Below are 12,778 nucleotides of genomic sequence, written 5' to 3' on the forward strand. Positions count from 1 at the left end.
CTAGAAATACCCCTCGCGCTTCTTGAGCTCCATCGAGCCTTCCTCGTCGTGATCGATGAGCCGGCCCTGCCGCTCGGACACACGGGACTCCACCATCTCGGTGATGATGTCCTCGACGGACGCCGCCGAGGACTCCACGGCGCCGCTGAGCGGATAGCAACCCAGGGTGCGGAAGCGCACCCGCTTGAGCACGGGCTTCTCGCCCGGCCGCAGCCGCATGCGCTCGTCATCGACCATGATCCACTGGCCATTGCGGCTCACCACCGGGCGCTCGGCGGCGAAGTACAGCGGGACCACGGGGATGCGCTCCTTGAGGATGTAATGCCACACGTCCAGCTCGGTCCAGTTGGACAGCGGGAAGACGCGCATGCTCTCGCCCGCGTCGATGCGGCCGTTGTAGAGGTTCCACAGCTCGGGCCGCTGCTTGCGCGGCTCCCACTGCCCGTGCCGGTCACGGAAGGAATACACGCGCTCCTTGGCCCGGGACTTCTCCTCGTCGCGGCGGGCGCCGCCGAAGGCCGCGTCGAAACCGTGCAGCGCGAGCGCCTCGAGCAGCGACTGCGTCTTCATGGCGTGCGTGTACTTCTGGCTGCCATGGTCGAAGGGGTTGATGCCCTCGGCGAGCGCCTTCTTGTTCTGGTGCACCAGGAGGTTCAACCCGTGGCGCGCCGTGAACTCGTCCCGGAACCTGTACATCTCCCGGAACTTCCACGTGGTGTCCACGTGGAGCAGGGGAAACGGCAGGGGCGCCGGATGGAACGCCTTGCGCGCCAGGTGCAAGAGCACCTGCGAGTCCTTGCCAATGCTGTAGAGCATCACCGGGCGGGCGAACTCCGCCGCCGTCTCCCGGAGGATGTGGATGCTCTCCGCCTCGAGCACCGCGAGGTGCGAGTGCCTCGCCGCCAACGTCTCACTCATGTCCCGCCTCGACCTTGAGAAATGGCTCCGGCCCGGCCCCGCCCGGCCGCGTCCTGGCCAGCGTGGGCAGCTGGGCCCGGAGGGAAACGACCTCGCCCACCACCAACAGGGCGGGAGAACCCACGGACTCCTCCCGGGCACGCGCGGCGATGGACGCCAGCGGCGCCTCGAGGACGCGCTGGTGCGCCCAGGTGCCCGCCTCCACGATCGCCGCCGGGGTGGACGGAGCGCGGCCCGCGGCGATGAGCGCGAGCGTCACCTCCTCCAGCCGGCGGCCCGCCATGAAGAGCACCAGCGTCTCCGCGCCGGCCAGGTGCGCCCAGTCCGGCGCCTGACCCGTGCGGTGCGCGGTGGCGAACGTCACCGAGCCCGACACGCCCCGGTGGGTGACGGGAATGGCCGCCGCCGCCGGCGCCGCCAGGCCACTGGAGACACCCGGGACGACCTCGTAGGCGATGCCCGCCGCCTCCAGCGCGAGCGCTTCCTCCCCGCCCCGGCCGAACACGAAGGGGTCTCCCCCCTTGAGCCGCACCACCGAGCGGCCCAGCCGTGCCTGGGCGATGAGCAGCGCGTGGATCTCCTCCTGCGCCACCGACTCGCCCCCACCCTCCTTGCCCACGAACACCAGCCGCGCGTGGGGCCGGGCATGCGTGAGGACTTCCGGGTGGATGAGTCGGTCGTACACCACCGTGTCCGCGCTCGCGAGCAGCCGGGCCGCGCGCAGCGTGAGCAGGCCGGGATCTCCCGGACCCGCGCCCACCAGGTACACGATGCCCTCGACGTGTTGGCTCATTTCTTCTCTCCAAGAGCCTCGATCGCGGCGCGCACCCGGGCCAAGGCGTCCCGGCGCTGCCCGCGCAGCAGCAACTTCCCCGCCTCACCCTCCACCAGCTCCTTGAGCAGCCGCATCCGCGCGGGCCCCTGCGGCAGACGCCTGCGCAGCCACCCCATCAGCCGCGCGAGCCGCACGTGCCCGGGCAGCACCTGCTCCAGGAACTGTTGCCGCAGCAGCCGCGCCAGCGCGGGCGCCTGCCCCGAGGTCGACACCGCCACCACGATGGGCCCGCGCCGACCCACTGACGGCAACGTGAAGTCACACAGCTCCGGCACATCCGCCGTGTTGAGCCACACGCCGCTCGCGCGGGCCTCCGCCGCCACGGCCTCGCTCACCCGCGAGTCATCCGTGGCCACGAACACCAGCTCCTGCCCCCGCGTATCCCCGGACCGCCAGGCGCGCTCGAGCAACTCCAGACGGCCCGCGTCCGCGAGCTGGCGGATGCCGCTGCTCACCACCGGCGCCACCACGCGCAGCCGGGCTCCCGCCTCGACGAGCTGCCGGCTCCGCTCCTCGGCGATGGTGCCGGCTCCGACCAGAAGCACCCGCCGGCCCTCCAGACGAAGGCAGATGGGAAAGTCCACGGGCGTGCTCATGAGACCACTCGAAGCTGGATCCTGGAATTCATTCAGCGCTTCACGTGCAGACCGCACTCGCGGTTGTCGGGCGACTCCCACCACCAGCGGCCCGCACGCTCGTCCTCGTACGGCTTCACCGCGCGCGTACAGGGCGCGCAGCCGATGGAAGGGTAGCCGCGATCATGCAGCGCGTTGTAGGGGACTCCGTGGGCCTTGATGTACGCCCACACTTCCCGGGACGTCCACCGGGCGAGCGGGTTCACCTTGAGCAGACCATGTGTCACGTCCGCCTCGATCGCCTGGACCTCCGTGCGCGTGACGGACTGCTCGCGCCGCAACCCCGTCACCCACGCCTCCCGCCCCGTCAGCGCGCGCCTGAGCGGCTCCACCTTGCGCACGCCGCAGCACTCCTTGCGCTCCTCGATGCTCTGCTTGAACGAGAAGTACCCCTTGGTGGACTCCAGCGCCTCCACCCGCGCGCGCTCGGGAAAGAACGTCTCGATCTCCACGCCATAGCGGCGGCGCACCACGTCCATCACCTCGTAGGTCTCCGGCGGCAGCCGCCCCGTATCCAGCGTGAACAAACGCACGCTCGGTGCGTGGGCTCGTGCCAGATCGATGAGGACCATGTCCTCCGCACCAAAGCTCGAGGCGATGACCGCACGGGCCCCGAAGCGCCGCTCCACCCACGCGAGCACCCGCTCGGCGGGGGCGTCGAGCAGCTCCTCGGAGGTGGCACGCAGCTCCTCGGGCGAGAACGCGGGCGATGACAAGGAAGACGCGGACATGGCGGACCCCGACGGAAAAAAGAACGGCCCGCCCCTCGAGCGAGGCCGGGCCGTACGTGTCGCCGCACAACGGCCCCGTGGACCGATGCCCTCGGCGATGATTCCCCACCCGCGCCCCTGAGCCTCGGCGGCCAGCGAAGCGCGCTACAGCAGGAGTAGCGCGGTAATTACCGCCCGGGCCTTTCTCCGTCAAGGTGGAGGGAACGCCAATATGACGGACGGACGCCTCCTGCCCTCCTGGTAGGGAGGCATCCAGGTGCGTCTGGGCGTGAAATCGGGCACAAGGGGCAGGTGCTCACGCTCTCCTCCCTCTCCATCTACCCGCTCAAGTCCTGCGCGGAGCTGCCGCTGACCCAGGCCACGGTGGAGCCGCTCGGGCTGCAACAGGATCGCCGCTGGATGGCGGTGCGGTCGGATGGCTCCTGCATGACGGGACGCGAGCTGCCCGGCTTCGTGCACCTGCGGGCCGTGCCGGTGCCCGAGGGACTCCACCTGTCGGCGCCCGGCATGCCCGAGCTCGTGGTGTCCGTGCCTCCGGCGGACGCGCCCCGCCTCGACATCACCGTCTGGGACGACACCTGCTCGGCCGCCTGGATCGGGGACGACGCGGACCGGTGGCTCTCCGCGTACCTGCGCGAGCCCGCGCGGCTCGTGTACGTGGACACGCGCATGCAGCGTCCGGTGGATCCCAAGTACGCCGCGCCCGAGGACCGGGTCGGCTTCGCCGACGGCTTTCCGCTCCTGCTCGCCACCGAGGCCTCGCTCGCCGACCTCAACACGCGTCTGCCCCAGCCCGTGCAGATGAACCGCTTCCGCCCCAACCTCGTGGTGAGCGGCTGCGAGCCCTTCGCCGAGGATCGCTGGAAGCGGCTGCGCATCGGCGAGGTGGAGTTGGAGCTCGTCAAGCCGTGCGCCCGCTGCGTCTTCGTCAACGTGGATACGCGCACGGCCCGGCCCGACCCCGCCCAGCAGCCCCTGCGCACCCTCGCCACGTACCGCAAGGACGGCAACAAGGTGATGTTCGGCCAGAACGTCATCGCGCGCCGCACGGGCGTGTTGCGCGTGGGCGATGCGGTCGAAGTGTTGGAAGAGGCCTGAAAGAATTACGACCTCGCGCGAGAGTCCTCGGACCTGGGGGCGGGGCTTCCCTCGGACGCGAGGCACGAGCGGGACCACCGGGCGCTGGCACGCGACGTGCTGAACGCTCGGGCATGACGATCGCGCATCGCGCCCGGAACATCTTCAAGCTCGGCAGGCAGGCGGTCTCGGAGTGGAGCGAGGACAACGCTCCGATGTTCGCCGCCTCGCTCTCCTACTACACCCTCTTCTCCATCGCCCCGCTGCTGGTCATCGCCGTGAGCGTGGCGGGCATGGTGTTTGGCGAGGAGGCGGCGCGGGGGCAGATCCAGGCGCAGTTGGAGGACCTGGTGGGCCGCGGCAGCGCCGAGGTCATCGGGCAGATGATGATCAGCGCGCGCAAGCCGGAAGCAGGCATCCTCGCCACCGCCATCGGCCTCGTCGCCCTCATCTTCGGCGCCACGGGCGTGTTCGTGCAGTTGCAGGACGCGCTCAACCACATCTGGAACGTGAAGCCCAAGCCGCGCAACGGTGTCATCGCCTTCCTGCGCAGCCGCTTCCTGTCCTTCGCCATGGTGCTGGTGATTGGCTTCCTGCTGCTGGTGTCGCTGGTGGTGAGCGCCGTGCTGGCGGCGCTGGGCGCGTGGTTCTCCAACCTGCTGCCTGGCTGGACGGTGATGTGGCAGGGCGTCAACCTGCTCATCTCCTTCGGTGTCATCACCGTGCTCTTCGCGATGATGTACAAGCTGCTCCCCGACACCCACGTGTCCTGGCGGGACGTGTGGCTGGGGGCCGCCGTGACGTCGCTGCTCTTCAGCCTGGGCAAGTTCCTCATCGGGCTGTACCTGGGCCGCAGCGCCGTGGCGTCGAGCTACGGCGCGGCGGGCTCGCTGGCGGTGGTGCTGCTCTGGGTCTACTACTCCGCGCAGATCCTCTTCCTCGGGGCCGAGTTCACCCAGGTGTACGCCCGCAGCCACGGCAGCCACAGCCACCCGGCGCGGCAACAGACCCCGCGACCCGAGGAACGGGCCCCGGGGGCGGAGGCCCACCCGATCTGAGGCAGCGTTTTCCTCCTGGCAATCCACCTGAACCGTGGTGCTTGGGGATGGGGGGTTTTGGTAGGCAGCAGCCCCATGCTCCCTCTCCTCGCTGCTCTCTGGCTCACCGCGGCCCCGCTCCCCGCGGCTCCGCAATCACTCACGTCCGTCACCTCCTCCCGTGCCCTGTCCGATGGACTCGAGCTGCGCGCGGGAGAGGCGACCCTGCGCATCTCCGCCCTGCGTGACGACATCCTGCGCATCCGCGTCAGCCCGGGGGCGGCCCTGCCGGAAGACGCCTCGTGGGCCGTGCTCCGCGAGGCCCGTGCTCGGAGCGTCAAGGTGAAGGCGCTGCCGGAGAGCGAGGCTTCCGTGGGCTTCCGCACGGCGGCGCTGGAGGTCCGGGTCGAGAAGAATCCCCTGCGGCTGCTCATCCTCGATCTCCAGGGCAACCTCCTCTCGGCCGACGCGGTGGGCCGTCCCACGCAGTTCCTCGGAGGAGGGTTCCAGCTCACCAGGCAGATGCCCGCGGACGAGCACTACTTCGGCCTGGGCGACAAGGCAGGCCCACTCGACCGCCGCGACCAGGCCTTCACCCTCTGGAACACCGACGCCTACCGCCATCAGGAATCGACCGATCCCATCTACAAGAGCATTCCGTTCTTCATGGCCGTTCGCGCCGGCCGCGCCCACGGCATCCTGCTCGACAACACCTGGCGCACCCACTTCGACTTCGGCAAGCAGTGGCACGACGCCTACACCTTCGGCTCCGAGGGTGGCCCGCTCGAGTACTACTTCCTGCACGGGCCCGAGCCCAAGAAGGTGCTCGAGGGCTACACCTTCCTCACCGGGCCCGCGCCCCTGCCTCCACGCTGGGCGCTCGGCTTCCAGCAGTCCCGCTTCAGCTACGAGCCCGAGTCGCGCGTGCGGGAAATCGCCTCGCGCTTGAGGGCCGATCAGATCCCCTCGGACGTGCTCTTCCTGGACATCGACTACCTGGATCGCTTCCGCGCCTTCACCGCCGACAAGAGCAAGTTCCCGGATCTGCCCGGGCTCATCCGCGACCTGGGCCAGCAGAACTTCCGGGTGATCACCATCTCCGACATGCACATCGCGCGGGTGCCCGACGCCGGGTACGCGCCATATGACACGGGGGTCGCCGGCAACCACTTCGTCCACAACCCGGACGGCAGCCTCTTCGCCGGCCGTGTCTGGCCCGGCGACTCGGTGTTTCCCGACTTCACCCGCGCCCAGACGCGCGACTGGTGGGGCTCGCAGTACAAGGAGCTGGTGGCGCAGGGCGTGGCGGGCCACTGGAACGACATGAACGAGCCCTCGGTCTTCTCCCCTCTCAAGACCCTGCCGCTCGACTCGGTGCACCGCATCGAGGAGCCCGGCTTCGAGAGCCGGAACGCCACCCACGCCGAGGTGCACAACGTCATCGGCCTGCTGAACGCGCGCGCCACCTATGAGGGACTGTCGAAGCTCCAGCCCGAGGAACGGCCGTATGTCCTCACCCGCGCCACCTACGCGGGAGGCCACCGCTACGGCGCCACCTGGACGGGAGACAACAGCGCCACCTGGAACCACCTGCGCCTGAGCACGCCCATGCTCTTGAACCTGGGGCTCAGCGGCTTCTCGCTCGCGGGGGTCGACGTCGGGGGCTACTCGGGTACGCCCCCGGAAGAGCTGCTGACGCGCTGGTTTGAAGTCGGCGCCTTCAATCCCCTCTACCGCGGCCACGCCGAGAAGGGCACCGGCGACCACGAGGTCTGGGCCCACGGCCCCGCGCCCGAGGCCGTGCGCCGCCGCTACATCGAGACGCGCTACCGGCTGCTGCCCTACCTCTACACCCTGGCGGAGGAGAACTCGCGCACGGGCCTGCCCATGATGCGTCCCCTCTTCCTCGAGTTCCCCACGGCCACCGAGGACAAACATCCGCTGGACCTCGATGCCGGCCACGAGTTCATGCTCGGCCGCGCCCTGCTGGTGGCGCCCCCGCCCTTCCCCGAGAACCCGGATGTGTACCCGGTCACCCTGCCCCCCGGTGACTGGTTCGACTTCTGGACGGGCCACAAGGCCGAGGGCACCCGGAACGGCACCGCGCCGACCAATGCCTCCACGCCCTCGACGTTGAAGGTGACGCCCAAGCTGGACGAGCTGCCAGTGTTCGTCCGGGCCGGCAGCATCCTTCCCCTACAGCCGCTGGTGCAGCACACGGCGCAGGTGCCCCAGGGCCCCCTGGAGCTGCGCGTCTACCCGGGGCCGGACTGCCAGGGCGACCTCTACCTCGATGACGGCCACAGCCTCGCCTACAAGAAGGGCGCCTGGCTGCGGCAGCGCTTCTCCTGCCAGGTCGAGACGAGCGGGCTGAAGGTGACGCTGGCCAGGCCCACGGGCAGCTACCCGGCGTGGTGGAAGACCGTGGACATCGTGGTCCACGACTGGCCCGAGGCCCGCACCTCCGCGACCCTCGCCCGGGGAGGCTCCCCCTCCGTCCGCTACGACGCCGCGACGCGCACCTTGCGCATCTCGATTCCCGCCGATCGCGCGGGCTCGGAGCTGCGGCTGACACGCGCCCCCTAGTCCTCCCGGCGAGCGACCAGCCCGTCCCCGGCCAGGAGAGAAGAACCGAGGCTTCGGCTCTTCTCTCGTTTCAGGCAGCGGCCACCCACGTCCATACTGACGTCCCGAGACGAGCCCGGCTTTCTTCTCATCCACGCCGGGCCGACCCCAGGAGAAGCCATGAGTTCCCCGTCGTCCCCACGTCCAGAGGCCGCGAACGCATCCGGCTGCCCTTTCTCGGCCAGGTCCTTCAACCCCTTCGCGCCCCCCCAGCACGAGAACATGCAGGCCCTCTTCGCCCAGGCCCGGCGCGAGCAGCCCGTCTTCTTCAGTGAGGCCATGAACGCCTGGGTGGTGACGCGCCACGAGGACATCTGCGCCGCCGTAGAGGATACGCAGCGCTTCTCCTCGAAACTCGACTCGCAGATCTTCGAGGCACTCCTGCCCGAGCCCCGGGCGTACCTGGCGGACGCGGGCTACCGCAAGATGCCCATGATCTACGATGATCCCCCCGAGCACTCGCGCTCCCGGCAGATCGTCGCCCGGCTCTTCTCCAAGGAGAACCTCGCCGCGCTGGAGCCGCTCGTGCGCAGCATCACCGAGGAGCTGGTGGACGGCTTCGCCCAGGACCGGCAGGTGGAGCTGGTCAGCCGACTGGCCTACCCGCTGCCCATCCGGGTCATCTTCGCGTGGATGGGCCTGCCGCTGGAGCTGATGGACGACTTCAAGAAGTGGTCCCGCCATCTCACCCTGATGCTGTCGCTCCAGGCCCGGACGCTGGAGCTGCAGAACGAGTGCGTGCGCGGGGTGACGGACATGCAGCGCTGCGTGGCGGAGCTCATCTCCGAGCGCGTGGCGCACCCGCGCGAGGATGGCCTGACCGTGCTGGCCCAGTCGCTGAGGGAGGGCACCACCCTGGACGCGGCGGATCTGGCGGCCATGGTGATGCTGCTGATCTCCGCCGGCCACGAGACCACCTCCAGCCTGATGGGAATGGCGGTACGCGTCCTGCTGGAGCAGCCCGAGCGCTGGCGACAGCTCCGCGAGGAGCCGCACACCCTTCCGCGGGTGGTCGAGGAGGTGCTGCGCTACGAGACGCCGATGGCCATCCTGGCCCGCCATACCGCCACGCAGGCCGAGCTGGGAGGGGTGACGATCCCGGCCGGAGCGCGGGTGCTGCTGGTGGTGCTCTCGGGGAACCGGGACGAGCGGCGCTTCCCCGAGCCGGAGGGCTTCGACCCCAAGCGGCCCCAACTGGGGCAGCACCTGGCCTTCGGCCGGGGCATCCACGTCTGCGTGGGAGCGGGCCTGGCCCGGCTGGAGGCCCGGGTGATGCTGGAGGTGCTCGCCCGTAGACTGCCCGGGCTTCGGATCGTGGAACCGCCCCGGCTGGTCCCTGGCCCGGTGCGCCACCAAGAGCAGCTCCTGCTCGCCTGGGACTGAGCGCCTCAGCCCTTGAGCGTCCGGCCGAACAACGAGAGCAGCGTCTGCCAGTGCCGCTCGGAGGCATCCTTGTCGTAGACGGGCATGCCCTCCACCGCGAAGCCATGGCGGGCACCGACGTAGAGCTCGGATTGATGCTTGACGCCCGCCGACTTCAGGGCCGCCTCCAGCCGCGCGATGGCCTCGGCGGGCATGAAGACGTCCTGATCGGCATGGCCAAAATAGACCTCGCCCTTGAGCTTGCTGGCGAGGAGGTGGGGGCTGGAGGGCTCATCCGTGGCCAGCCGCCCGCCGTGGTACGAGGCCGCCGCGACGATCCGGTCCGGGAAGTCGGCCATCAAGCGCACGGCGATGGCGCCTCCCATGCAGTAGCCCACCACGCCCACGCGAGACCCCTTCACCTGGGACTGTGCGGAGAGGAAGTCGAGCTGCGCGGCGGCATCCGTCTTGACGCGCTCGGGCGTGAGCGCGGAGATGAGCCCGAAGATGCGCTTGCGGACCGCCTCGTCCGTGAACGAGCCCTCCGCCAGGCCAGGCAGCGGCGCGCGACCTTCCCGGTAGTAGACGTTGGGCAGCAGCACGACGTAGCCCGCCGCCGCCAGCCGGTTCGCCATGGCCTCGAACGCGGGACGGATGCCCATGGCGTCCGTGATCAGGAGCACCGCCGGCCACTGTCCCTCTCCGTCAGGGTGATACAGCCTGGCGTCCAGCGTTCCCTCTGGGGTCTTGATGTCGACAGCTTGCACGGCCACGCGCCACCTCCAGTTCGAGCCGGAGGTGTCTAACGCACCGGGACGCGCCTTCAACAGAATCCAGGGGAAAAGGGGATGCAGGAGGACACTCGGCCCATGTCATGGTCTGGACCCCGCCTCGCGCGGCTGCCCCGCCTCCCACGCGCTGGAGTCGAACATGACCGTCGAAGACTGCCTGCCCACGCACCTCCGAGGATCCACCACCACCCTCACCCGGATCGCCGCGGGGCTCTCGGGCGCCGCCGTCTACCGCGTCGAGGCCTCCGGCCAGTCCTTCGTGCTCAAGATCGCCGGCGAGGCCGAGAACGAGGCCGACTGGCGCGGCGCGCTCCACATCCAGCGGCTCGCCGCCGACGCGGGGCTCGCACCCCGCATCGTCCACGTCGATGAGGCGCGACGCGCGGTCCTGACCGCTTTCGTCGCCGATCGTTCGTTCAGTACCTTCTACAGGGACCCGCGCACCCACGAGGCCGCGCTCACCCAGCTTGGCCGCACCGTGCGCCGCATCCACGCGCTCCCCCTGCCCGCCGACGCGATCGCGCGCGATCCCCGCGACCTGCTCGCCCAGATCTGGGACGGCCTCCTGGCCGGCTTCGCCCTCCCGGGCTTCACGGTCGACGTGGTGCGGCTCGTGCTCGCCGAGGATCCATTGCTCCACGAACGCGTCCTGGTCCTCGGCCACAACGACCTCAACCCCACCAACCTCATCTACGACGGCGAGGAGATCCTGATCCTCGATTGGGCCGCCGCCGGGACGATGGACGCCTTCTACGATCTCGCGGTGCTCTCCGTCTTCCTGCGCATGGACGAGGGCACCAGCCTGCGCCTGCTGTCGGCCTACGAGGGCAAGGAGTTCGTCGAGCTGCCCAGGCGCTTCCTCTACACCCGCCGGCTGGCGGCGGCGCTCGCCGGAGCGTTCCAGCTCTACTTCGCCCGCCAGATGAAACACACGGGGGCCACCGGCACGGAGACGCTCGACTCCACGCCCTCGCTCGGCGAGTTCTATCAGCGGATGCAGGCCGGCGCGCTGAAGCTCGGCACGGCGGACGGCCACTGGGGGTTCGGCCTCGCCCTGCTCAAGGAAGGCCTCGCGCTGTGAACCCGCTCTCCCACCATAAAGCCTCCCAGGGCCGGTGGTGAGGTCTTCGCGCCGTCACGTAGGAGGCCACGGGAAGTCATTCCGAAGCCGGGGCCGGGTCGCGCTCTTTCGTTGAATTTCAAAATGAGCATCGCGTCGGGAGCGCACGACCCCACCCGGACAGGATGGAAAACGGCCGGGTGGTGGACCTCGTCCATTGGAAGAAGGCTCCATGAACATGCCAGACAAAAGATGTGCTCCTTGGAAAACCACCCTGTTTGGAAACGGTCTCGTAACCCTGGCCCTCTCACTTCAGCTCTTGGGATGCTCTACCAATGAAGCGACGCAGTCCTCCAGTGGAGGGGATGACGAGAACGTGAGCGTGGAGCAGGGTCTCTCGATTGGACCCATCAAGTTTGGACCCTCCCTCAGCGTGGGTTACGCGCATAACTGTGCCGTCAAAATAGACGGCACTCCCATTTGCTGGGGAGAAGATTATCAAGGACACACCCTACCGCCGGAAGGGTCGTTCATTCAGATCAGCACGGGTCAGATCCACTCGTGTGGGCTCAAGACCGATGGGACTCTCTCCTGCTGGGGATCCAATGACGACGGCCAGGCCACACCTCCGACGGGCACGTTCACCCAGCTCAGCTCGGGCTGGAATTCCAACTGCGGAGTGAAGGCGGATGGGAGCCTGGCCTGCTGGGGAGCCAATTGGGAGGGCCAGGCTTCGCCACCCGCCGGGACCTTCACCCAGGTCAGTACGAACGGGTGGACCAGCTGCGGAGTGAAGACGGATGGAACGCTGGCCTGTTGGGGAGCCAATTGGGAGGGCCAGGCTTCGCCTCCGACCGGCGTCTTCGCCCAGGTCAGCATGGGCATCAATTACGGCTGTGGCGTGAAGGCGGATGGATCGCTGGTCTGCTGGGGAGACGATTCGAAGGGCCAGGCTTCGCCTCCGGCGGGCACGTTCACGCAAGTCAGCACGGGCTACTCTCATACCTGTGGAGTGAAGACGGATGGGAGCCTGGCCTGCTGGGGAGACAACCTCTTTGGACAGGCCTCGCCCCCGAGCGGCTCCTTCACTCGGGTCAGTGCGGGCTGGGAGCGGACTTGCGGAGTGACGACCGACGGGATCATCGCCTGCTGGGGGAACTCCGGCCTGCACGGTATCTTCGACCCACCGAACCCCTTCATCCAGGTCAGCACCAGCTCCGGCTACACCTGTGGATTGAGGGTTGACGGAACCCTGACGTGCCGCGCCCCCTTCTCCACCTGGAACTTTCCCGAGGACCGCTTCACCCAGGCCGCCAGCGGCGGCAGCGTCTTCTGCGCGGTGAAGACCGATGGAACCCTCACCTGCCGGGGGAACAGCGACTACGGTCAGCACTTGCCTCCCGCGGGCACCTTTACCCAGGTCAGCATGGCTGAACACCACGCCTGTGGCGTGAAGACCGATGGGAACCTGTCCTGCTGGGGGATGAACAATTACGGCGAGGCGTTGCCTCCCCCAGGGACTTTCCTCCACGTCAGCACGGGACAATTCCATACCTGTGGGGTCAAGCTCGACGGGAGCATCACCTGCTGGGGAGCCTACCAGGCCTCTCCCCTGTGAGTGCAGCCGGGCAGACCCCCTCTCCCTCCATGGGGGACTCGTAGGCTATCTTCTCCGGTCCAACGGTGATGACGGAGGAGCTCCCAGGG

11 protein-coding genes and 1 pseudogene are annotated in these 12,778 nt (G+C 68.9%); 7 read left to right on the top strand and 5 right to left on the bottom strand.

The annotated features are described in order from the left end of the window. From cysD to CYFUS_RS31355, 4 genes are read right to left on the bottom strand one after another with little or no spacing between them, the layout of a single operon-like run. Entirely contained in the window at nucleotides 1-918 is a 918-nt protein-coding gene (gene cysD, locus CYFUS_RS31340; RefSeq protein WP_071905285.1) for a sulfate adenylyltransferase subunit CysD, read from the bottom strand. Then, on the bottom strand, nucleotides 911-1,711 hold the full coding sequence (gene cobA, locus CYFUS_RS31345) for a uroporphyrinogen-III C-methyltransferase (RefSeq protein ID WP_095988559.1): 801 nt from the start codon (nucleotides 1,709-1,711) through the stop codon (nucleotides 911-913). The genes cysD and cobA overlap by 8 nt, the downstream gene beginning before the upstream one ends. Continuing rightward, nucleotides 1,708-2,349 (bottom strand): precorrin-2 dehydrogenase/sirohydrochlorin ferrochelatase family protein, encoded by a 642-nt coding sequence (locus CYFUS_RS31350; RefSeq protein ID WP_095988560.1) that lies wholly within the window; start codon nucleotides 2,347-2,349, stop codon nucleotides 1,708-1,710. Before CYFUS_RS31350 ends, cobA begins: the two co-directional genes overlap by 4 nt. A 32-nt stretch (nucleotides 2,350-2,381) precedes the next feature. Next, nucleotides 2,382-3,119 (bottom strand): phosphoadenylyl-sulfate reductase, encoded by a 738-nt coding sequence (locus CYFUS_RS31355; protein WP_095988561.1) that lies wholly within the window; start codon nucleotides 3,117-3,119, stop codon nucleotides 2,382-2,384. A gap of 291 nt (nucleotides 3,120-3,410) precedes the next feature. Between CYFUS_RS31355 and CYFUS_RS31360 the strand changes: the two genes are divergently transcribed. The 4 genes from CYFUS_RS31360 to CYFUS_RS31375 all read left to right on the top strand — a co-directional run bounded on the left by CYFUS_RS31360 (nucleotide 3,411) and on the right by CYFUS_RS31375 (nucleotide 9,241). Continuing rightward, nucleotides 3,411-4,217 (top strand): MOSC domain-containing protein, encoded by an 807-nt coding sequence (locus CYFUS_RS31360; RefSeq protein ID WP_095988562.1) that lies wholly within the window; start codon nucleotides 3,411-3,413, stop codon nucleotides 4,215-4,217. Between the two features lie 113 nt (nucleotides 4,218-4,330). Continuing rightward, nucleotides 4,331-5,254, top strand: coding sequence for a YihY/virulence factor BrkB family protein (locus CYFUS_RS31365; RefSeq protein ID WP_095988563.1), 924 nt, complete (start codon nucleotides 4,331-4,333; stop codon nucleotides 5,252-5,254). A 75-nt stretch (nucleotides 5,255-5,329) separates the two neighbouring features. Then, a complete protein-coding gene (locus CYFUS_RS31370; protein ID WP_095988564.1) occupies nucleotides 5,330-7,819 on the top strand; it encodes a glycoside hydrolase family 31 protein in 2,490 nt (829 codons plus the stop codon). 159 nt (nucleotides 7,820-7,978) lie between these two features. Then, nucleotides 7,979-9,241, top strand: coding sequence for a cytochrome P450 (locus tag CYFUS_RS31375; protein WP_095988565.1), 1,263 nt, complete (start codon nucleotides 7,979-7,981; stop codon nucleotides 9,239-9,241). Between the two features lie 5 nt (nucleotides 9,242-9,246). Here the strand turns inward: CYFUS_RS31375 and CYFUS_RS31380 are convergent, their stop codons facing one another. Continuing rightward, a complete protein-coding gene (locus tag CYFUS_RS31380) occupies nucleotides 9,247-9,993 on the bottom strand; it encodes a dienelactone hydrolase family protein (RefSeq protein ID WP_095988566.1) in 747 nt (248 codons plus the stop codon). 157 nt (nucleotides 9,994-10,150) lie between these two features. Here CYFUS_RS31380 and CYFUS_RS31385 point away from each other — a divergent pair, with 157 nt between their 5' ends. The 3 genes and pseudogenes from CYFUS_RS31385 (at nucleotide 10,151) to CYFUS_RS31390 (ending at nucleotide 12,689) form a co-directional block, all read left to right on the top strand. Beyond that, on the top strand, nucleotides 10,151-11,092 hold the full coding sequence (locus tag CYFUS_RS31385; RefSeq protein WP_157758774.1) for a phosphotransferase: 942 nt from the start codon (nucleotides 10,151-10,153) through the stop codon (nucleotides 11,090-11,092). Between the two features lie 217 nt (nucleotides 11,093-11,309). Then, nucleotides 11,310-11,678, top strand: a pseudogene (locus tag CYFUS_RS54675) (hypothetical protein); the annotation flags it as partial. A 183-nt stretch (nucleotides 11,679-11,861) separates the two neighbouring features. Next, nucleotides 11,862-12,689 carry an RCC1 domain-containing protein gene (locus CYFUS_RS31390; RefSeq protein WP_232536925.1) on the top strand — a complete coding sequence of 276 codons (828 nt, stop codon included), beginning with the start codon at nucleotides 11,862-11,864 and terminating at the stop codon, nucleotides 12,687-12,689. Nucleotides 12,690-12,778: the final 89 nt, after the last annotated feature.

Source organism: Cystobacter fuscus, from assembly GCF_002305875.1.
Lineage (GTDB): Bacteria > Myxococcota > Myxococcia > Myxococcales > Myxococcaceae > Cystobacter > Cystobacter fuscus_A.

Bases quoted from the DNA above. Each gene is read 5' to 3' on its own strand.
- CYFUS_RS31385 (WP_157758774.1), top strand. From the start codon at position 10,151: ATGACCGTCGAAGACTGCCTGCCCACGCACCTCCGAGGATCCACCACC.
- cysD (WP_071905285.1), bottom strand. From the start codon at position 918: ATGAGTGAGACGTTGGCGGCGAGGCACTCGCACCTCGCGGTGCTCGAG.
- CYFUS_RS31370 (WP_095988564.1), top strand. From the start codon at position 5,330: ATGCTCCCTCTCCTCGCTGCTCTCTGGCTCACCGCGGCCCCGCTCCCC.
- CYFUS_RS31375 (WP_095988565.1), top strand. From the start codon at position 7,979: ATGAGTTCCCCGTCGTCCCCACGTCCAGAGGCCGCGAACGCATCCGGC.
- CYFUS_RS31365 (WP_095988563.1), top strand. From the start codon at position 4,331: ATGACGATCGCGCATCGCGCCCGGAACATCTTCAAGCTCGGCAGGCAG.
- cobA (WP_095988559.1), bottom strand. From the start codon at position 1,711: ATGAGCCAACACGTCGAGGGCATCGTGTACCTGGTGGGCGCGGGTCCG.
- CYFUS_RS31355 (WP_095988561.1), bottom strand. From the start codon at position 3,119: ATGTCCGCGTCTTCCTTGTCATCGCCCGCGTTCTCGCCCGAGGAGCTG.
- CYFUS_RS31350 (WP_095988560.1), bottom strand. From the start codon at position 2,349: ATGAGCACGCCCGTGGACTTTCCCATCTGCCTTCGTCTGGAGGGCCGG.